The 18,464-nt window shown below is 49.1% G+C and carries 13 protein-coding genes and 2 pseudogenes; 7 read left to right on the top strand and 8 right to left on the bottom strand.

The genetic code is table 11. The annotated features are described in order from the left end of the window. Nucleotides 1-206 precede the first annotated feature (206 nt). From NST43_RS07440 to NST43_RS07430, 3 genes are all read left to right on the top strand, one after another. Nucleotides 207-947, top strand: coding sequence for a recombinase family protein (locus NST43_RS07440; RefSeq protein ID WP_339223481.1), 741 nt, complete (start codon nt 207-209; stop codon nt 945-947). Nucleotides 948-1,200: 253 nt separating this feature from the next. Continuing rightward, on the top strand, nt 1,201-1,413 hold the full coding sequence (locus tag NST43_RS07435; protein ID WP_339223479.1) for a hypothetical protein: 213 nt from the start codon (nt 1,201-1,203) through the stop codon (nt 1,411-1,413). Between the two features lie 133 nt (nt 1,414-1,546). Next, a complete protein-coding gene (locus tag NST43_RS07430) occupies nt 1,547-1,750 on the top strand; it encodes a hypothetical protein (RefSeq protein WP_339223477.1) in 204 nt (67 codons plus the stop codon). Nucleotides 1,751-1,783: 33 nt separating this feature from the next. Here the strand turns inward: NST43_RS07430 and NST43_RS07425 are convergent, their stop codons facing one another. Next, entirely contained in the window at nt 1,784-4,504 is a 2,721-nt protein-coding gene (locus tag NST43_RS07425; RefSeq protein WP_339223475.1) for a TrlF family AAA-like ATPase, read from the bottom strand. A 108-nt stretch (nt 4,505-4,612) separates the two neighbouring features. Between NST43_RS07425 and NST43_RS07420 the strand changes: the two are divergent. Then, nucleotides 4,613-5,197, top strand: a pseudogene (locus tag NST43_RS07420) (SpoVR family protein); the annotation flags it as partial. 136 nt (nt 5,198-5,333) lie between these two features. Here the strand turns inward: NST43_RS07420 and NST43_RS07415 are convergent. Then, nucleotides 5,334-5,903 carry a Uma2 family endonuclease gene (locus NST43_RS07415; protein WP_339223473.1) on the bottom strand — a complete coding sequence of 190 codons (570 nt, stop codon included), beginning with the start codon at nt 5,901-5,903 and terminating at the stop codon, nt 5,334-5,336. A gap of 257 nt (nt 5,904-6,160) precedes the next feature. On the opposite strand from NST43_RS07415, the gene NST43_RS07410 reads away from it, so the two are divergent. Further along, nucleotides 6,161-8,563 carry a transglutaminase domain-containing protein gene (locus NST43_RS07410; RefSeq protein WP_339223471.1) on the top strand — a complete coding sequence of 801 codons (2,403 nt, stop codon included), beginning with the start codon at nt 6,161-6,163 and terminating at the stop codon, nt 8,561-8,563. Nucleotides 8,564-8,611: 48 nt separating this feature from the next. Here the strand turns inward: NST43_RS07410 and NST43_RS07405 are convergent, their stop codons facing one another. From NST43_RS07405 to NST43_RS07395, 3 genes are all read right to left on the bottom strand, one after another. Continuing rightward, the gene (locus NST43_RS07405) at nt 8,612-9,547 is read right to left on the bottom strand and encodes a VanZ family protein (RefSeq protein WP_339223469.1); all 936 of its coding nucleotides are present in this window, start codon (nt 9,545-9,547) and stop codon (nt 8,612-8,614) included. 42 nt (nt 9,548-9,589) lie between these two features. Further along, entirely contained in the window at nt 9,590-10,522 is a 933-nt protein-coding gene (locus NST43_RS07400; RefSeq protein WP_339223467.1) for an AraC family transcriptional regulator, read from the bottom strand. A gap of 99 nt (nt 10,523-10,621) precedes the next feature. Further along, nucleotides 10,622-11,206 carry a TetR/AcrR family transcriptional regulator gene (locus NST43_RS07395; RefSeq protein WP_339223465.1) on the bottom strand — a complete coding sequence of 195 codons (585 nt, stop codon included), beginning with the start codon at nt 11,204-11,206 and terminating at the stop codon, nt 10,622-10,624. A 161-nt stretch (nt 11,207-11,367) separates the two neighbouring features. Here NST43_RS07395 and NST43_RS07390 point away from each other — a divergent pair, with 161 nt between their 5' ends. Beyond that, nucleotides 11,368-12,249 carry a hypothetical protein gene (locus NST43_RS07390; protein ID WP_339223463.1) on the top strand — a complete coding sequence of 294 codons (882 nt, stop codon included), beginning with the start codon at nt 11,368-11,370 and terminating at the stop codon, nt 12,247-12,249. Nucleotides 12,250-12,373: 124 nt separating this feature from the next. On the opposite strand, the gene NST43_RS07385 is transcribed toward NST43_RS07390, so the two are convergent. After that, nucleotides 12,374-14,269, bottom strand: a complete 1,896-nt coding sequence (locus NST43_RS07385; RefSeq protein WP_209991405.1) for a PrkA family serine protein kinase — start codon at nt 14,267-14,269, stop codon at nt 12,374-12,376. A 170-nt stretch (nt 14,270-14,439) separates the two neighbouring features. Here NST43_RS07385 and NST43_RS07380 point away from each other — a divergent pair, with 170 nt between their 5' ends. Beyond that, nucleotides 14,440-15,330 (top strand): DUF2161 family putative PD-(D/E)XK-type phosphodiesterase, encoded by an 891-nt coding sequence (locus NST43_RS07380; protein WP_339223461.1) that lies wholly within the window; start codon nt 14,440-14,442, stop codon nt 15,328-15,330. Nucleotides 15,331-15,884: 554 nt separating this feature from the next. Here the strand turns inward: NST43_RS07380 and NST43_RS07375 are convergent. Beyond that, nucleotides 15,885-17,249: pseudogene (locus tag NST43_RS07375) on the bottom strand (IS1182 family transposase); the annotation flags it as partial. A 440-nt stretch (nt 17,250-17,689) separates the two neighbouring features. Further along, the gene (locus NST43_RS07370) at nt 17,690-18,463 is read right to left on the bottom strand and encodes a hypothetical protein (RefSeq protein WP_339223459.1); all 774 of its coding nucleotides are present in this window, start codon (nt 18,461-18,463) and stop codon (nt 17,690-17,692) included. Between the last annotated feature and the right edge of the window lies 1 nt (nt 18,464).

Below are 18,464 nucleotides of genomic sequence, written 5' to 3'. Positions count from 1 at the left end.
AACTCAATTTTGACTCTGCGAAAGTTGAGTTAGTGATAATAAAATATTTCTTAGAGAGTCTATGCCTCACAGAGGCTAGACTCTATTTTTATGAGTGATCTACAGCGAAATCCTATTACTGATTGACTATGGCTACTCCACAAAAAGCAAATACTGCCCTCAGCTCAAGCAGTTGATGACATAAGAATAGCGAAATCTCAAAAGTTATGGTCACCAAACTGGATCGGATGAGCTGCCGACTGCTCGATTTGCTTACGTTGATCGATATGTTCCAGCAGCAACAAGTCGCGTTCATTTCGATCAGTGAATCGTTCGATACAAACACGCCATCAGGCCGTTTAACACTTCAGGTGCTTGGTGCTGTCGCGGAATTTGAACATGAACGCATTCGAGAGCGTGTACTGGATAATATGTTCCATGCTGCCAACCAGGGCAAATGGCTGACCCAGAGTCCATATGGATATCGTCTTGAAGAGAAAACACTTGTCATCCATGAGCCTGAGGCAAAAACTGTGCGGCAAATGTATGATCTATACCTCAATCAAGGAATGGGATTCTTCGCTATTGCCAGACAACTGAACGAAGAGGCTATCCCTTCCAGGCACAATAAAGAATGGTCGATTCGTTCCGTTAAACTACTGCTTACCAACCCTGTCTATAAAGGTACTTTTGTATGGAATCGTGTGGATTCAAGCATGAAGAAAAGAACCATAAAGGACAATAAAGATTGGATTGTCATTGATGATTGCTTACCCGTAATTATCGACAAAAACACTTGGGAAAGAGTGCAGAACAAAATGAACAGACCGAGCATTGCCCCCGCGCCCCGACCAGCTCCCATTTCTCGGAGGCATACTGAAATGCTCAAAATGCGGATCGGGGTTGAGCATTGGCTGGTCAGGTTAACGAGATCGACGTTATCGCGTCTACCGCTGTTCTACGAATAAGAACAAAGGAACATACACGAGCAAGCAGTACAAGGCTGACGAAGTGGAGTCCTGGTTTTTGCAGGGGTTAGCAGGTTTGTCTGATTCACTTAGCCTTGACCTGGTTCCTCATCTTGTTGAGAAAGCCCGCAGCAACCAGAGCAGCCGTAGAGATCAACAATTCACCGCTGCTAAAAACCGTTATTAGCGAAAGGTCGAAGCTTATACTGCTGGATTGATCGAGTTGTAGGATTTAAACGAGGAGAAGCAGCGGATGGAGAGGATTATTCAGGAGAATCAGAGTTCGAATGAACAGGTAGAGAAAATACACGTGGAAGAGCTGAAGGAAATGCTTGAGAGCAAAATAAAGACGGTACTTGATGCGATAAATGTGCTAACTGTTGAGGAGGCTAAGGTACTGCTATGGACGTTGGTTTCGAAGGTAACGGTATTGGGGGGGGGGCGATATAGAATTGGTGCTGATTGATAATTTAATAGCATATGTATAAAAAATGGGTAAATAATGTATTACTAAACTCATTTAATAAAATTAAAATCAATTCCATATTAGAGATCAGAATTCAAATGAATAAAAAATATTTCACAAGGAGTGAGTATTTATGTATATAGATTTATTAGAAAACGAAATTAAAGAACTACTTGAAAAAAAGCTTATTCAACAAATCTCTCGATGGGAAAATCATGGTAAAGCAAATCAATTTTACTCTGATAAAATAGGGACCTATTATGCATATCATGAAAAAAACACTTCAATTCTAAAATCTGCCTATTCCACACCAGTTATTGTATTCAAATTAAATTAACTGCCGATAAGCTTATCGGCAGTTAATTATGTATTACCTTTTTAGAGCTCTAGAAATTCTATAATATCTTTTATCCAATGCATCTTTACCACCCTCCATTACCTCACAAACCGCTTCCCGTATATCATTTTTCTGCAAAGCACCACTTATTTGCTTTTGAATTTGACCACCTGCAAAATTCATTTGAATTATATTTTCAGCTGCCCCGTTTACAGGAATATTAGGATTATGAGTTATAACGATAACTTGTTGTTTCTTCTTGAATTGTCGTAAACTAGTTACAACAAGATCAGTAATGCGTTTTGTATCAAGATCTTCCTCAGGCTGATCAATTACTATTGGAGAATCATCAAGAAGTAACATTAATGACAACATTGCTGCGGTTCTTTGCCCAGCAGATCCCGTTTCAATATCCTCTTCTTTTCGATTATCCACTAATTTTAAGATTATTTTATCTTCAGGATACCATAAAAACATTCTGTCAGTATCTTCTGGAGTAGTACTAATCTGACCAAGCAAATGTTTCACGAAGGGTTTCCCAAAGCCCTTATTATCTTGATCTGATACGCTAACTACATTCGTGATGATTTGACGACGTTTTTCCCAAGGTTTATCACTTTTATGAAGCTCATACACTAGTCCACCTATTGAATTACCTTCATCATCTCTTTCTAAAATATCTTTTGTAAACTCAGTTCCTGACTTCCTTATAATACTTCTAAACTGTTGTTCAGCGTTATTAGAATTCCCCATAATACTCAAGTGAATTCGAATATTCTGATTCGCTCCTTGCCATTTTTTAATTGCTAGCTCTCTATCAGCCCTTAGGTTTTTTTCATGTAACTCAATATTATTATATATAGCTTTTATTTCTTCATTTTGTAAACCTAGTTGTTCTTCAATTTTTGCTATCTCATCAATCTTTTCCTTAAGTTCTCCTTGTCTTAACACAAGTAGCCTGTAAGCATTAGGGTTCTTTTCCCCACTTTCCTCTAATCGCTTTACAAACTGATTATATTTTTCTTCTTGTTCAATTCGGCTAGCTTGCCAAGGAATAGTTTCCGATGTTTGAGTCAATGTAATTTTTAATTCTTTTAAGTTAGCTAAATCGATTTTGATCTGTGACACTAATTTTTTATAATCATTTGCTTTTATTAAAAGAGGACTTAAATCGTTTCCCAGTGCTTGAAAGTCTTCAGAAATAAATATTTCTTCAGAAATGTCATTCAGAGCAACTTCAATAGCCTTTATGGATTTATCTACTTTAGTTAATTCCAATTTAATTTTTTCGTTCAGAGATTGTGTTTGTTGATATTCTTCAAGTAGTTGCTTATGACCTGAATCCTCAAAGATTTTCATTTTCGCAAGAACATCATCTAACTCCGACTTCAAATTTCCCTTTGTACTAATTTTTGATGTTAATTCTCTTTGTTTATTTCTAGCCTGTAGAAACTGTTGAGTTAATTCTTCTTTCTTTTCAAGCCATGCAGACTTATTAAACTGCTGGTCGACGATACTTAGAATATGATTAGGGTCTTCAGTTAAAGAATAAAGATGCTTTTGACTAAAGATTCGTATCGGAAACCGTGCATCAATATTACTACTTTCGTATTTTTGTACCCATTCTCCAGAATCATCCCTATGTTCCTCTATGATATTATTGTTATGCCAAGTTAAGGCTATACTACGACCATCTTTTTGCATTTCAATTCTTATTCTTGTATTTGCAGTTAGCATTCCTGTTTTGCCACGTTCCTTAGGAACTTGATTAAACTCTTTGAACTCCTCATTAACTTTATTTGGCAAACCTGTAATTTTATTAAGTGGAAGCCTCATGTATTCTATAATACTTGATTTCCCAGAACCACGCCCACCTATTACAGTGTTGAGCCATGGGCTAAAATTAACTTTTAAAGGTTGTGATCTCCCTGCTTTAGAACCGTGAATTACTTCAATTGACTGAATAAAAAATCTCTGTTGGAGATCATTAGGATTAACTATGCCTTTTTGACTATGAATTACACCATCTTCTCCGTCATGCAATGCTAGACGTAACGCCTCTAAATTTGGATACTCCATTTTAACCCAGGTAAAGCTTGATCCAACATGTGCAGGGCAGTGACTATCTGAACCTGCTATTTCTGAAAGATTTATTTTTGTGTCAATGTAAATCTGGGGTTTTTGATAATTCAAATCACATACTTGGATAGCAAGTAACCCATCTACGGATAGGCATTTCTTCAACGAGTTTCCTTCTTGCTCGTGAAATAATCCACGAACAATATCAACATGAGCTGGAATTGCAAGACCTTTCATATTGTGTATAATGTCAACTACTTCATTAAAGGACTTCTCCGTGCAATCATCCGAATCGCCTAAGGTTCCATTATATCCAGATCTGCTTAACAAATTACTAATGTGCGTCGAAGACTCAGAAGGATCGAATATTGCTAAAAGATGAATATTTCCATGAACTGTTATTTCTACACCAGGAAAAATAACAATTTCTCTAAACCCTATTACTTGTTCTTCTCTCATACAAATTAATTCATGCTTCAGTGTATCAACCCATTCACCTGAATTATGGTCAGTTACAGCAACACAATCAATTTCCTTTGTCATATGGTCCATTAACCATTCCCGAGGAGTTCGAGCTTTCAATAATATCTGCTCAGGCCCCTTCCCATAGTCAATTGAAATTGGAGTATGCGTGTGAAAGTCAAATTTCCACCATTTTGCACCGTAATATTGCATCTATTTGCCCACCTTTTTTAGATTTCACAGGTAACCATTCGACATATTAGGACTTTTTTCCTTTTTTTACACCGAAAAACCTCAAATCAGCAAGCACCTTATCAATACGAAGGCTGGGCCTCCTACTGGCATCAGCGGATCATGCGCGAGCTGGACCTGACGTCTGAGGAGACGGTCGAGTACGCAAAGCTGAATTCGTCCGTGGTGCAGCCTTCCCGCCAGAGCCTGAACCCGTATTACCTGGGGCTGAAGATCTTCGAGGACATTGAGAAGCGCTGGGACCGGGACAAAATGTTCGAGGTGCGCGAGCTGGATTCCGACCTCTCCTTCATCCGCAGCTATCTGTCGAAGGAGCTGGTGAACGACCTGGACCTCTATGTATTCGAGAAAAAAGGCCCGGAGTGGAAAATTACCGATAAAGCGTGGGAGAATGTGCGCGACCAGCTGGTGCTGGCCCGGGTCAACGGGGGTTCCCCTTACCTCGTCATCCAGGATGCCGATTATGAGCGGAACGGCGAACTCTTGATCGCCCACCGTTATGAGAGTATCGAGCTGGATCTGAAATATCTGGAGCGTACCCTCCCGCATATCTACGCCCTCTGGGGCCGTACCGTGCATCTCCAGACTGTTGTCGAAGACAAAAAAGCCCTCTTTACCTATGACGGTAAGAAGGTGCAGCGGAAGTTTATGTAAAGGAAAGTATGGGTTCGCACAATAAGCCGCAGTGTAGTTGCTATGTGCAATTACGCTGCGGCTTGTTTGAAAATATAGAATTTATGAAACGGTACCGTCCTTTAAGAGGACGACGAAGCCGTTTCTACTTGTCGTATCAGATTTCCATGTCAAACAGTTTGCCCAGCGGCAGCTGGAAATCCTTAAACACATTTGACCGCACGGTATCCTGCTCCGAATATAAGTCCCTCACCTGATATACGCCATCCTGCAGCGCATACACATGAACCGTCCGATTGCCGGGATCGACGATCCAATATTCCTGAACCTCATATCTCTGATACAGATTGAACTTCTCATTGAAATCCTTAAGAGCCGTTGACGGAGATAACACTTCGATAATCATTGTGGGCGCGCCGTGACAGCCATTCTTCGTAATCTGATCCTTAGAGCAGACCACCGACAGATCGGGCTGGACGACATGATCGGGCATTGCAGCAGAATCATCCTCGCTGAAGAACACATCGAACGGAGCGACAAACACATGACAGCTCTTATTTTCCAGGTGCGTACGCAATGCAAAATATAGCTCTCCTACAACATACTGGTACAGGGCTGTAGGCGCTGGAGACATATTATAGGCTTTGCCGTTAATTAATTCCCATACCCCATCCCATGACAACCAATCCTGATACGAATGCTGCTTCTGCTCATCCGGATTCGACACTTGGATCTGCCTCCTTCGCTTCCTAGCGGATTACGTGTAAGTGAATTATAACATGAATCACCGCCAATACTCAGCGCCCCTCTCCCCCCGATCCCCTGCTACAAAAAATACTTAAATATAAATTATCCCAATTTTGTTTTAATAGTATCCGTATGGGTTAAATATCTCCTGTGATTTATAATGGGTAATTCTGGATGGTCTATAATTACCCTCATACAGAAACCAGACGGGAGAGGACGTTAGTGAAAGTGAAACAAATGGCAATACTGTTGCTCATTATGTGTGTGATTCTGACAGGCTGCATGGGGGGCAGCAAAGAAGGAAGTCCAGCGCCTTCATCCAGCCCGGCCGCCACGGCAACTGCCGAAACGAAGAACAATTCGGGGAACCCTCCGCCGGAGGCTTCACAGACCGTGTACGATCTGAAGCAGAAGTATGATTCGGACGAAGCAGCTCACAGCCCAGGCATCATGCCTATGTATAATGTGGAGCAGGATATGGAATTCATCTTCAGATTCAATACCGATCTTGGCTCAGAAGCCATTGGCAAGACGTTATCTGTACATACCGATATCAAGGCACTGCCGGAGAGCAAGGTAGGAACCCTTGAAGACTCACAGCTTGTAGGCGGCAAAAGCGTATACTCCATCAAGCCGCTCGGCTTCGGCGTACTCCCTTCCGATTCCCTGCGCGAAGCCGGAGGCAGCTCCTGGGGGAATGCCCCCGTGTACTACATCCGGCTTAACTATGATCTGGATGCCAAATCGCCTACTCCGCTGAAGCAGCCGATTATAATTCCGTTTACGGTGAAATCGGATCTGCCTACACCGACTCTGGATGCCGACATCAGCCCTGACGGCAGACTGACTCTGGTGTGGAATGAGGTGCCGGGCGCTGAGAGCTACAATATATACAGCGCTTCGCATATCACGATGGAGAACACGAATGAGCCGCTCAGCGGTGCGGAGCAGGGCTATGCGGATCAGCGCCCGTTGCTGATTGCAACAGTGAAGGGCACTTCGTACAACGATTTCATGAAGGACGGCCGCGGTGCGCTCGGCATTGTGGATGAGACCATCATCAGCCTTCAGAACAACAATGTGCAAGGTGAATATTATGTTACTGCCGTTCAGGGAAACAAAGAGTCCAGGTTCAGCCGCTCGGTAGACACCGTGGCATTATCCAAACGGCTGCCGCGCACCGTGGCTCCTGAGGATAATATCAACCTGAAATCATTCAAGAATGCCAAAGAGCTGCCCAAAACCATACCGGTTCAGTTCATTGACGGCTCCAAAGCCTCAGTAACTGTTATGTACGACACCGCAGCTATCAGCCTTAAGTCTTCCGGTCCAACCGATGTCCCGTATAAGATTCAGGGCACCGCGCTCAAGGGATATGTCCAGGTCTCACAGCTGACGGAAGCAGACCTTAAGAGTCTTGCAGCTGCCCAGAGCAACAAGGCGAATCCGGGATATGTGGAGCCGCAGAATGACACGGATTATGTGCCTGCACCGGATGTACCGACCATCATTGACAACAACGATACCGGGAACGCCAGTGAACCTGGAGATAATGTTATCGACCAGCAAAAAGAAAATACCAAGAGCAAGGTAGAGGAAGGCAACAAACAGGCGGTTCCGGGCACCACGATACGGGCAGACCTGATTCATGCAGACTCTGCGCTGGAGGAGTATCTCGCGTTGACCCTGATTAACGGCGACACCGAAATCTCGCTGCAAGCCTTCCCGGAGGCGCAGAATGCCCGTACCCTGGTGGATGTAATTGAGAAGGTAGTCTACCAGAACCCGCTCATTCTTGGCTTCCGCGGCTATGGCTACGATTATGAGAAGCTGACGCTGAATGTGAAGTACGATGATTCTGCCGAGACCATCCGCTCCAAGCAGAAGGAGATTCTTACCGAGGCAGATAAAGTAATCGCTGCTGTGATCAAGGAAGGCATGAACGCAGATGAGAAGCAGATGGCGATCTATGATTATCTGAATGATAACACCGCCTATGACGATGCTGCACTGGAGAATGCCAAGGAGCAGGAGTTCAAGACAGTAGATGCGAAGTATAACGATTCCTTCAATACCTATGGCATTCTGGTTAAAAAAGTCGGCGTATGCATGAGCTATGCCCATACCTTCCAGCTGCTCTCTGATCTCGTCCAGGTCCCTTCGATGGTCGTCACAGGAACCATGAGCGGCGTGAATCACGCCTGGAACAAGGTGAAGATCGGCGACGAATGGGTCAACGTTGACCCGACCAATAACGCCACCAATACCGGACTTCCTTATTTGCTCTATAACTCCAATGACACTACAGCCTCCGATGTAGAGTATGTGATGGACAAGGCCTACTGGCTGGACCATGAGCTGCCTCTGTTCAAGGCCACCAGCAATGCTAACGATTATTACGTGACGCAAGGACTGGAAGTAGATTCCCTGGAAGCCTACAAGACCAAGCTGGCCGAACAGCTGAAGAAAGGCGAGACGCTGGTAGTCCTGCGCGTTCTGGGTAGTACCGACAGCTCGGAGCTGATGCAGAAAACCGCCGAGGTCATCAAGCAACACGATGCCACTAAGCTGGATAGTGCAGGCATGGTTGAACTGGGAAGCTACGTGGCGGTTCAATTGGATGCCGCAGCCGGGCAGTAACAATCGCAAGAAAGGCAAGCCCCGCAGCAGGGGCTTGCCTTTTTATGTTTAGTTCCAGATATACTGCATCTTTTTATACCCGACATCCCATATTTTCAAGCCGCCTTTAATCGTGATCTTCAGCTCTTCCCCCGGCTCAACCGGCATCTCGTATACCACAGGGTACTGTTCAGGATTAGTACGCTGATAATCTCCAGTATAATTAAAGATCTCCTGGCCATCCCGGGTAATACTGATCTCACCGGAATAATCCGTTGGTTCAGGGTTTCCGAAAGTGAAGCAGAAAATGGTCCGGCCTTCAGACTTGTACGTGAACGTTCTGGAATCCTCGCCTTCCACTCCATACAGGTTTGAACCGGGCGTCACCTTCTGTCCGTTGATTTGAATACTGCCCGGTTTGTCTCCTGTGGATGAATTGCCCGAGGTGTCCTTCCATTCAGTGATCGCCGTAAACGGACCCTCTACTTTTGTTATTATTTTGTCTACCGCCGCGCCTAGTCCCCATAAAGCTATAAAAAGGACCAACCCCGATAAAGCCGTTGCCACCAGATTGCGCCCGAGGCTCCGGTAACGGAAACCAAGCTTGTACGCCCCAAAACCGAGAGCTGCGCCAATCGAATTCTGAAGAGCGTCGTTGATATCGAAGCTGCCCAGGAAGGTAAGAGCCTGGAGCGTTTCCAGCACAAGAATCGCGATGAAGAACAAGGTGATGAACCGGACGAAGCCGACCCGGTACAGCCATGGAATCAATATACCGAAAGGAATAAACGCAATCGTGTTCCCGAACCCCACCAAATCCATCAGGGTTGGAGGCATAAGATCAGATGGAGACGGCAGCTTAAGGAAGTTATCGGGCATGAAGATAAAGGTGTAGATGGTATGATCCGAAGCCTCTCCTCTGCCGAAAGCGAAGAACATAAAATAAAGCACAATAATGGTATAGACTACAGTTACAGTTAGTAAAATCTTGCGTTGTTTGACCATGGTTAGCTCCTCCATCTCTATTTTTCCACATATTACTATAACTTATTTGACAATTTCATGAAACCCGCGCCCCCGCACTGGAACATAAATCTCCATCACGGAATCCACGCGGGCGTGACAGCGCTCATCGTAGAATTCAAAGTTCAGCTTGTCCTCGTCGTGCATATAGCCGCTGCCCGGGAACCAGTCCTCGAAGATATACCTCCAGGTACTCTTGACCACCTCAGCAAAAGTCTCCGGTCTCGCCTCATCGGTAGCGTCCACCGGAGGTGTCGTGAATACCACGTACTGCGCCGCCGGTACAACAGCCGTAAGCATGTCAGGAGTGACCTTACTGAAGTCCTCCACTATAACCCCCAGCAGATACACAGCATTACCGCCAGCATCTGACGGTATACATAATCCGACCTCCCCGTGCTTCGGCGGATTCAGCTTCGCGTACATCTGATCCTCCAGATTGTCGCCCTCATAGTAATACCAGAAGGAAGCGACATCCTGCGTAGCATTCCCCGCCTCCACATTCGTCTCAATCCCGTAACCCGCTACGTTAAAAGCAGGCCGCTCCACCCTCACCGGCTCTGCCATATAGGCCCTGATCTCATACTCCAACCTGTCCCGGAGATATCCGCTCATCCGCGCCGCATACTGGGAGGGGCTGTAGCCGTAGGTCTTGCGGAAGGCTTTGGCGAAGCCTCCGGGTGTCTCGAAGCCATATTCCAGCGCAATCTCCGTAATCTTCCGTCCGTTGAACAACTCTACGGCAGCCCGTGACAATCTTCGGGTGCGCACATATTCCATGACCGGCATGTCCTGAGACTGGCTGAACATCCGGCAAAAATGGTACAGCGAATACCCCGCATACGCCGCAATCTGTTCCGCTGTCAGCGGGTCCATAAGATGCTCCTCAATATAATCAATCGTCTGCCCGATTTCCCTGCTGTAATTCAGTGACTCCACCGGCCTTTCAGTATACATAGGTGAATCCATTATAGCAGACGCCGGCCTGCGGGACTGATCCAGCCTTGCTGTATCCTCAGGATTACTCCAGACCCAAGCAGGATGCCTGCGGCCCGGTCAGCGCTGTATATCCGTCAAGCCTTTCATAATGAATTCCACTATATAATCCAGAAGCTGCGGAAAATGGCTTGCCCCGATCTCTTCCTTATGAATGTCGATATACGGTATAGAGTTAAACAAGGCGAGAATCATCCCGTCTTCCAGATCCGTTCTGATTTTCCCCTTGGACTTCCAGTTCCGGATTAACTCCAGTATGCCGCTATTCATCATCTCATGAATACCTTCAATCCCGCCATGCGCATAGAATTCCTTCTCCAGCTTGCTGAAGAGTGCTTTATTGTACCATTCCTTCAGAATGGGGTGCTCATTCATCCCGCTGTAATTATGCTCCATCATCTGCTTAAGCACCTTGGCTGGCTCATCGTCCACATTGACCTTCGCCATCATGCTCCGCTTCAGTTCCTCATTCTCCCGCAGATAGATCTCTATGAACAGCTTCTCTTTGGAAGCATAATAATTATAGAACGTGCCTACGGCATATCCGCACAGCTTGGTGATGTCGGACACATTGGTGTCCTTGAAGCCTTTGGAGTTGAACAGCTCTGTACCGCGTCTGAAAATCTCTGCCTTCTTATCTTCCATCTGCCAGCCCCCAGCCTTGAGTGAATATTATTAAATTCATTCATTCAATGTAACATAGCCTTACAGGCATTACAATGTACTTTTATATTCAGCTGACACGTATCACTTCCAATTTTGGTGAATAGGCTATTGTAATGAATTCAAGAATGGAGGGTTCCCGCATGAATTACAGGAACGAAGATTCGAACAGTCCAGTTCACCCGTCAGGCTATCGGCATCTGCCGCAGCCCTACCCTTATTCGCATTATCACTACCTGGTACGTTCGGAGTCCGCTGAGGAAACCGCTCCGAGGATGGCTCAGAAGTCTGCAACTGCCGGGAATACGCAGACTGTCCGGGCCTCCGAACCTCCGGCCGCTCCAAATAAGCTTGAGCATGACCATCCGGAGGACAAAATGGACGGCTGGCAGCAGATTCAGAATGCCAGCAAGCCGCAGACGGTCCTGGAAGACGGACATCCGGCTGCCGCGAACAAGCCGGTGGAAGGCCATCCCGGGACAAGTGAGGTCGGCGGAAAGGGAATTCATGTCGATGCGGGAGGCGAGTTAGGGGGTAAACACGGCATCGGCTTGAATGCCGGCGGAAAGCTGGCATACAGCGGCGCAAGTATGCAGGCAGGCGGCCATATCGGCAGCAGCTCCTATGGTATTGAAGCACAAGGCGATTCCCATGTGGGCAACGGGCAAGGCCTCGGCGTGAACGCTGAAGCCCAGGCCTTCGGCAAATACGGGGTGGCCGCACAAGGCAAGGCCCAGCTCGGCGGCGGGCAAGGCGCAGTTGCCCAGATGGGCGCGCAGGCCGGGGGCGAACACGGGCTTAATGCAGATGCGGGTGCTCATCTGGGCCTTAGTCAAGGTGCCGGTTTTGACTCCCATGTTCAGCTAGGCGGCAACAAGGGCATCGGGGCTGAAGCCAAGGCCCAGCTCGGTGGCGGCGAAGGCGCAGGCATCGGCGTGGGCGGACAGCTCGGCAAATATAACGGCGAGTTAAGCTTCAAGATTGGCGGCAAGCAGCAGGAGCCTAAGGATTCTCAGGAGGATTAGAGGCTTCCAAGCGAATAAGGAATCATCTGATCCCTAGACAACATAAAGGGAATATCCTTAAGCCATCATGATGGCCTGGGATATTCCCTTTTTTGCAGAACCCGTATGTCTAAGTGGAGCTGTGTCAGCGGTTCAGCAGGCTTCCGACATATTTCAGCAGCTCATTGGCGCAGATCGGGCAGTAGTTATGCTCATCAATCAGGCGGCGGCTGACTTCGTTGATCCGTTTGAGCTGGCTTTCATCCGGTGTCTTGGAGGAAGTGGTGATTTTGACAATATCCTTGAGATCCGTGAACAGCTTCTTCTCGATGGCTTCCCGCAGCCGGTCGTGATTGTTGTACTCGAACTTCTTGCCCTTGCGGGAATAGGACGAAATGCGGATCAGTATCTCCTCGCGGAAGGCCTTCTTCGCATTCTCCGAAATACCGATCTGCTCTTCAATGGAGCGCATCAGCCGCTCATCCGGCTCCATCTCTTCATCGGTAAGCGGGTCGCGGATTTTGGACCAGTTGCAGAAGGCTTCAATATTGTCGAGATAATTCTCGAACAGCGTTTTGGCGGATTCTTCAAAAGAGTAGACGAAGGCCTTTTGCACTTCGCTTTTGGCGAGAATATCGTATTCCTTGCGGGCAATGGAAATAAAATTCAGATAACGCTCGCGTTCCTCCTTCGTAATCGAAGGATGCTGATCCAGACCGTCCTTGATCGCCCGCAGCACATCCAGCGCGTTCATGCACTGCAGATCGCCTTTGATCAGGGCGCTGGAGATCCGGTTGATGACATAACGCGGGTCGATGCCGGACATACCTTCATCCAGGTATTCGGTCTGCATTTCCTTCAGGTCCGCTTCCTTATAGCCCTCAACCTCTTCGCCGTCGTACATGCGCAGCTTCTTGATCAGATCCATGCCCTGCTTCTTGCTCTCCTTGAGCCGGGTCAGGATCGAGAAGATCGCTGCCGCGCGCAGCGCATGAGGGGCAATATGCACATGCTTCATATCACTCTGGCCGATGAGCTTGGCGTAGATTTTCTCCTCTTCCGAGACCCGCAGATTATAGGGAACCGGCATGACGATCATGCGGGACTGGAGCGCTTCGTTCTTTTTATTGGAGATGAAGGACTTATATTCTGTCTCATTCGTATGGGCCACGATGAGTTCATCAGCACTGATTAGCGCGAACCGCCCGGCCTTGAAGTTGCCCTCTTGGGTCAAGGACAGCAGGTTCCACAGGAACTTCTCATCGCATTTCAGCATTTCCTGGAATTCCATCAGGCCGCGGTTGGCCTTGTTCAGCTCCCCGTCGAAGCGGTAAGCGCGCGGATCGGACTCCGAGCCGAATTCGGTAATGGTTGAGAAGTCGATGCTCCCCGTCAGGTCAGCGATATCCTGCGACTTCGGGTCGGAAGGGCTGAATGTACCAATCCCCACCCGCTCCTCTTCCGACAACAGCACCCGGACCACGCCAACCTGTTCAATGTCCCCGTGGTACTCATTCTTCAGCCGCATCTGGCAGGACGGGCATAGATTGCCTTCAACCCGTACGCCAAGTTCCCGCTCAATCTCCGGACGCAGCTCCAGCGGAATCAAATGCAGCGGGTCCTCATGCATCGGGCAGCCCTCAATCGCATACACCGCACCCGCATCCGTACGCGAATATTGCTCCAGGCCGCGCTTCAGCAGCGTTACCAGCGTTGACTTCCCTCCACTGACCGGACCCATCAGGAGCAAGATCCGTTTGCGCACATCCAGCCTTCGGGCTGCGGAATGGAAGTATTCTTCCACCAGCTTCTCCACCGCACGATCCAGTCCAAAGATCTCCTGTTCAAAAAACTTATACCGTTTACGTCCGTTGATGTCCTCGACGCCGTGTGACTTGATCATGTCGTATACGCGGGAATGAGCCGTTTTTGCGGGAGAGGGGTCTAGTCTCAGCAGTTCTATATAGTCCTTGAAAGTGCCGCTCCACGCCAAACGGTCGTTCTCAGCCCGATACGAAGCTATACGCTCAAAAATATCCATGGCTCGCTGCCTCCTCTTGCGCTCCTACTTGCTCCACCAAGCTTAGAAAGTGTATTACATACCTATGCGGCGAGCCCGGAATAGTTGACCTCTTTTTTGCTGTGCTATAATAGAGAATCATGAATTCTCTATTATAATTACGCTGCAATCCAGGGCAGGAGTGACAACCAATGGCGATCAAGCAGGAAACGGAGCTGTATGCTCCTTTGAAGGGATTTTTTGAACGGCAGGGCTATGAGATCAAGGGCGAGGTGCGTACCTGCGATCTGGTCGGTATCCGGGAGGACGAGGCCCAGCCGCTCATTGTGGAGATGAAAAAATCGTTCAATCTCGCCCTGCTGCTGCAGGGGATTGAACGGCTGCGGCTCAGCCCTAACGTCTACCTCGCGGTAGAACGCGTCAGGGAGAAGAAAGGCGCGGTCAACCAGCGCTGGGGCGAGCTCAGCGGGCTGTGCCGCCGCCTGGGCCTCGGGCTGATCACCGTCGTCTTCTACAAGACGAAGGCCCCGCTCGTCGAGGTGCTCGTGGAGCCGGGCGAGGCGCCGCCGCAGGCCCGCAGCGCCGTGCGCCGCCGCGAGCGTCTGCTCTACGAGTTCCGCGAGCGCAGCGGGGACTACAACACCGGCGGCAGCACGCGCGTGAAGCTCGTGACCGCCTACCGCGAGAAGGCGCTGCGCGTCGCCCTCGCGCTGCAGGCCCTGGAGGCCGAAGCCGCTGATGCGGCCGGCCTCGGCAGGGGGCGCGCGGCGCTAAGCGGCGCGCCGGGCACTGCCCTGGCCGCCGGGGAGACGGCGGCCGCGGGGACGGTAGCAGCGGCGGGGGATGCCGCTGCGGGTGCGGGCCCGGCGGCTGCGCTCAGCCGGGCGGAGGCACCGCGCGGCATAACGCCCGCCGCGCTGCGTAAGCGGAGCGGCGTGCCCGGCGCCGCCGCGATCCTGCAGAAGAACTACTATTCGTGGTTCTTCCGGGTGGGTCGCGGCCGCTACACGCTCACGGCCGCCGGAAGGGCAGCGCTGATCGAGTATGCCCGGGTCGCGGAGATCAGCGCCGCCAAGCTGTAGGCGGCGCGCCCGGGGGAGCGCCTGACGGGATTCGCCCGGCGCTAACCGCGCCGCCGTCCTATCCTTTTCAGCCACTCCCGGAGGAACCGCTCTCACGGGATTCGCCCGGCCCCAACCGGGAAAGCCGCTCCGGGATTCGCCCGGCGCCAACTGCGCCGTCTATCCATCTAAGCGACGCCTTCCGCTGGGCCCGGGCAGCAACGCTTGAGCTAGCTACAACCCCCGCCTGGGGTGCCAAACTGGCTGCGTACCAGGCGTGCTGCCTAGCTTACCAGTGCTGCTTCTGGCGGATGCGCCTATAATACGCCCAGCCACGCTCACTTCCAGCGCCATATCCCTACAGGCGAATCGCGTACCCGTTCCACCTGCCCAACAGCAGGTGGAATTTAGGCACTTAAATTCACTGGTTTATCCGGTCCAAAAAGATTAGTTGGATAAATACAGACTGTTGAAAAAGCCGATTTTCAAGCTGCTACCTTCCTGGGAATTCCTAAATAATAGGTAAAATCAGAAGATCTATCGTTTGTCAGATCCAAATGCAAAACGTAGGCCTCCTTTTTGGCTAAATGCCGGGCTATTTTCTTCAGATTCTGCGTAATAGCCGTCATCAACGCCTGCTCCTGTGCCTTGGCTTTGCCTCGCATCCGGCATCGACGGTACCCATGGAGGTTTTTGGCATCAGCAAAGCTACGCTCAATGGTTTGAGCGCGGTACTTGTAGATCTTTTCGCCTTCCTGACTTTTCTTGTTTTGCCGCACTTTTTCTTTAAAGTCCTCCCATACATGCCGCTGAATCAAACGCTCGTGCTTTTGGTTTTCAGTACATTGTGTCAATGTTGGGCAGCTCCTGCAGTGCTTCTTGGGCGAGATATACTCATCATAACCATTACGGTTTGTCGTTCGGTACGTGAGTTCTTGCCCTAAGGGACAGACATATACATCTTTTTGCGCATCATATGTGAAGTCTTCTTTCGTATAAAAGCCAGGCTTGCTAGGGGGTTTACGCTCGGCAATGACCGTCATCCATGAGATCGTTTGCTTGCAAATATGGGGGACCATGTAGCCTGAATCCAAGGCGATGGCCTCCAGCGTGTCGCCAAAATCAAAGGTCTCCAGTTGCCGGTTCAAACGTTCCATATATACCGTGGAATCATTGACATTGCCTGGCGTCACATACACATCGGTAATCATATTGTATTTGTGGTCCACCGTCCGGTGGTCCAGGTAAAAGAACCCTTCCGGTTTGTTATTCCTGCTCATGTAGCCGCTCTCGGGATCGGTCAGACTCACCTTTTCCTTTTTCGGTTGCTCCTCTGCCGCTCTTTTACGTAGAGGAGCCAGGGGCTTTTTTCCATGAGCCTCCCGGCTTTCTTGAACGGCCTGGTCCAATTCCTGCAGATAGGCCTGAGGCGACGCGCTTGTGATTTGTTGCGTGTAACGATTGTTATTGGCATTGGCCTGGATATGCGTCGAATCGGTGATAAGAAGCCGTCCCGCAATCATGTGGTGAGAGATCGCAAGCCGTACCACTTCGTCGAAAATATCCTGAAAGACGGTCGTTCCCTTGAATCGTCCATTGCGATTGGAACTAATCGTGGAGTGGTCCGGAACGCGGTCGCTGAGACCCAGGCCCAAAAACCAGCGGTAGGCCAGGTTCACACCAATGTCTTTCTCCAGAATCCGTTCAGAGCCGATGTTAAAGAGGTAGCCAATCAGCATCATTTTGAATAAACGGATGGGAGGAATCGAGGGTCGCCCTTGGAATTCGCTGTAAAGGGGGCGTACCTTTTCGGTGATGAACGAAAAATCCACATGTTTTTCGATCAAGCGAAGGAGGTGATCGGGAGGGACCAATTGGTCTAAACAAACAAGCTCCATTTGATATTTCCCTCTATCTCCATGATCCTTTTCGTTTAACATAAGACACCGCGCTTTCCAAATAAAGTTACCTATATTATACCAGATTAACGCGGTGTCGTGTGAAATAAAGACTTTTTCAACAGTCTGATAAATAGCATTTATTTTCTGTGATTCTGAGCCCCATTAGCGTATCCCGGGCGAGTAGATGTACTTTTTCCAACTAAACTCCTGAATTTCAGGATTTCAGCATAATTAAGTATCCTTTTTCCAACTGCTATTACGTTAGGTTGGGAACGGTCACCAGGATGGCCCGACCTGGACTATTCCCCATCCACCCGCGCCCCAAAAAAGCTACAACTGTAAGCTCCTGCAGACGGCCCACGGATGATCCGGCGCAGGTTGTTCCGCACACAGTATCGCTGCAAAGCTGCGGCGCGACAACTCCAAAAGCCCGCTCACCCCCAACCACACTCCCCGCTCACTCCCTACACACTCCCCACTCACTTCCCGTGCAGCTCATATTTGCGCCCGTTCAGCAGCGCACTGCCCATCGCTCCGGCAAGCAGCGCCACCAGCAGGTTCATGCCAACGGACAGCCAGTTAATGGTCTCGTTAATGTTGGACGGCTGCTCCTGCCCCGCCGGGTTCACGGTAAGCAGATTCGCATATTGCTTGAAGCTGTCCGCCGCAGAGGAGCCGAAGCTGAAATGCTCGCTTCCCCGGATCACCAAAGCAAACTGGATACCGGTTATGAGGACGATGAGGGCAGCAATGCAGAGGTGGCTTAGCGCCGGCTTACGGAATCTTTTGGCAGCCGCAAGGGCCAGACCGATCAGCGCCAGGCCTGCCGGAAGGCTGCACAGCTTGGAGAGTATGAAGTAGGTAACGCCCAGCGCGGGACTTGTGGAATGTGCGATCCGCTGATGGTACAGCCCCTCGGGATTCAGGAACACATCCAGCAGTGTGGTGGACCAGACCGCCGTAAGCCCCAGCATAAATACAGCGGACTTCACACCGAACAGAGCGGAGGTTCGGAGCGGCAGCATATGGTTAATCGGCATCGTCCCTGTGAAGAATTCCCTGTAATAATCCATATAGATATAGACCGGCAGCAGTATGCCTATTACCATATTTACCAGCAGGAAGACGAAGGCGATATCCTGTCCGTGATTAAACAGAAAATACAGGTTAGCCAGACCGCTTAAGACAGTGAAGATGGCAAAGATGGCAAAATGCTTCCGGCATTCAAGCTTGAATTGATGTAAATAAACCATG

This window comes from Paenibacillus sp. FSL H8-0332 (assembly GCF_037963835.1).
In the GTDB taxonomy this organism is placed as follows: Bacteria; Bacillota; Bacilli; order Paenibacillales; family Paenibacillaceae; genus Paenibacillus_AQ; species Paenibacillus_AQ rhizoplanae.
The sequence above is the reverse complement of the archived record's forward strand: the minus strand, read 5'-3'. Positions and strand labels throughout refer to the sequence as shown.

Coding starts and splice junctions, on each gene's coding strand:
- NST43_RS07410 (WP_339223471.1), top strand. CDS start 6,161: ATGGCAATACTGTTGCTCATTATGTGTGTGATTCTGACAGGCTGCATG.
- NST43_RS07380 (WP_339223461.1), top strand. CDS start 14,440: ATGGCGATCAAGCAGGAAACGGAGCTGTATGCTCCTTTGAAGGGATTT.
- NST43_RS07370 (WP_339223459.1), bottom strand. CDS start 18,463: ATGGTTTATTTACATCAATTCAAGCTTGAATGCCGGAAGCATTTTGCC.
- NST43_RS07395 (WP_339223465.1), bottom strand. CDS start 11,206: ATGGAAGATAAGAAGGCAGAGATTTTCAGACGCGGTACAGAGCTGTTC.
- NST43_RS07400 (WP_339223467.1), bottom strand. CDS start 10,522: ATGTATACTGAAAGGCCGGTGGAGTCACTGAATTACAGCAGGGAAATC.
- NST43_RS07430 (WP_339223477.1), top strand. CDS start 1,547: ATGTATATAGATTTATTAGAAAACGAAATTAAAGAACTACTTGAAAAA.
- NST43_RS07390 (WP_339223463.1), top strand. CDS start 11,368: ATGAATTACAGGAACGAAGATTCGAACAGTCCAGTTCACCCGTCAGGC.
- NST43_RS07435 (WP_339223479.1), top strand. CDS start 1,201: ATGGAGAGGATTATTCAGGAGAATCAGAGTTCGAATGAACAGGTAGAG.
- NST43_RS07425 (WP_339223475.1), bottom strand. CDS start 4,504: ATGCAATATTACGGTGCAAAATGGTGGAAATTTGACTTTCACACGCAT.
- NST43_RS07385 (WP_209991405.1), bottom strand. CDS start 14,269: ATGGATATTTTTGAGCGTATAGCTTCGTATCGGGCTGAGAACGACCGT.
- NST43_RS07405 (WP_339223469.1), bottom strand. CDS start 9,547: ATGGTCAAACAACGCAAGATTTTACTAACTGTAACTGTAGTCTATACC.
- NST43_RS07440 (WP_339223481.1), top strand. CDS start 207: ATGGTCACCAAACTGGATCGGATGAGCTGCCGACTGCTCGATTTGCTT.